We start from the raw sequence: 1362 nt of genomic DNA, 5'->3' as shown, positions 1-1362 counted from the left end.
ATTCTAGATTCTTGCTTCTTGCTTCTTGCTTCTTGATTCTTGATTCTTGATTCATATTTTTATATTTTTAGGTTTTTATAATTTTATATTAACATAATACCGCTAATTTGGGATTGTCAACTTAATTGTGTCTGACTTTTATTAAAATTAAAATATTTAAAATTACTTACCGGATATTTCATAAAGTTTTTTTCTTCAAATTCCTTAGTAATCATAAAAACATAATCAAGTAAATTATCTGGACTCTCAAAGGATAATTTATTCTTCGTGGCTTTTCTGATAATCCGGTTTAAATTTTCAATACTGTTGGTCGTATAAATCATCCGTCTCACTTTAGGATTAAAATCAATATAGGTAAAATAATATTCAATAGTTTCTTCTTGAAAGAATCTTTTTAAATTAGGATATTTGTCTTTCCATTTTTTACAAAATTTGTCTGCTTTTTTTAAGGCCTTTTCAGTTGTCGAATCCGAACTGAAATTATCAAAAACTTCTTTTAGATCTTCGGCCATTGCCGCTTTGTCTTTTGGTCTGGTTTTGTTTAAAATATTGCGCATTTTATGCACTACGCATTTTTGAAATTTACTCTCAGAAAAAACACGATGAATTTCTTCTTCTAGTCCGGATAGTCCGTCAGCGACAAACAAGTCAATCTTTTCTATTCCTCTCTTTTTTAGTTTTTCAAAAATCTGCCCCCATTCACTTGCTCCTTCGGTTGGATTGATTGATAAAGCCAGTATTTCCCGCTTAAAATCAGTTCTTACTCCATAGGAGACATAAATGGCTTCTCGGGAATAACTATCTCCTCTTCTTACGGTAATAAAGATGCAATCGCAGAATGAAACCAAATAATGTTTGTCTAATTGGCTGTTCTCCCAAGCGTCTCGGAATTTATGAAATACTTTCGCTAAGTTGGTAATTTTTGTGGCACTGACTCCTTCACCAAACATCTCTTTGATTAAATCAGAAATATCTCTTGAAGTCATTCCTTTCTTGTACAGTGATAAACAAAGTTCATTGACCTGCTCTTGATTGATTTTTACCAGCTCAAGCGTGTTGGGAGAAAACTCGCCGGTTCTTGTTCTGGGCACATTTATTTGCAAACAATTCTTTCGTAACGAATTAAAGGCTCGACCGTAAAATCCATTGCCTTTGTCTTTGGCTTGCTCCAAATATTCTCCTCGTTCTATTTCCATTAATGAATCAATGGTCGAAGCTAAGAATTGATCCAAGGATAATTCGGTCAGAGAACTTCTTAAATTTTTAATACTACTTTCTAAAATCTTTTTGTACTTTGGCATAATATTTTTTTAAAAGTTAATTACTTTTTTATTATACCAGACACAATTTATTATACGGTCT

General features: G+C 31.9%; 1 protein-coding gene. It reads right to left on the bottom strand.

The annotated features are described in order from the left end of the window. Window positions 1-116 precede the first annotated feature (116 nt). Window positions 117-1301, bottom strand: coding sequence for an IS256 family transposase (locus COZ07_RS10510; protein ID WP_406608518.1), 1185 nt, complete (start codon window positions 1299-1301; stop codon window positions 117-119). Between the last annotated feature and the right edge of the window lie 61 nt (window positions 1302-1362).

The organism is Candidatus Infernicultor aquiphilus (assembly GCF_002784285.1).
In the GTDB taxonomy this organism is placed as follows: domain Bacteria; phylum Atribacterota; class Phoenicimicrobiia; order Phoenicimicrobiales; family Phoenicimicrobiaceae; genus Infernicultor; species Infernicultor aquiphilus.
The sequence above is the reverse complement of the archived record's forward strand: the minus strand, read 5'-3'. Positions and strand labels throughout refer to the sequence as shown.

What these genes read in the sequence shown, in the direction of transcription:
- COZ07_RS10510 (WP_406608518.1), bottom strand. Translation starts at nt 1,301, where the DNA reads ATGCCAAAGTACAAAAAGATTTTAGAAAGTAGTATTAAAAATTTAAGA.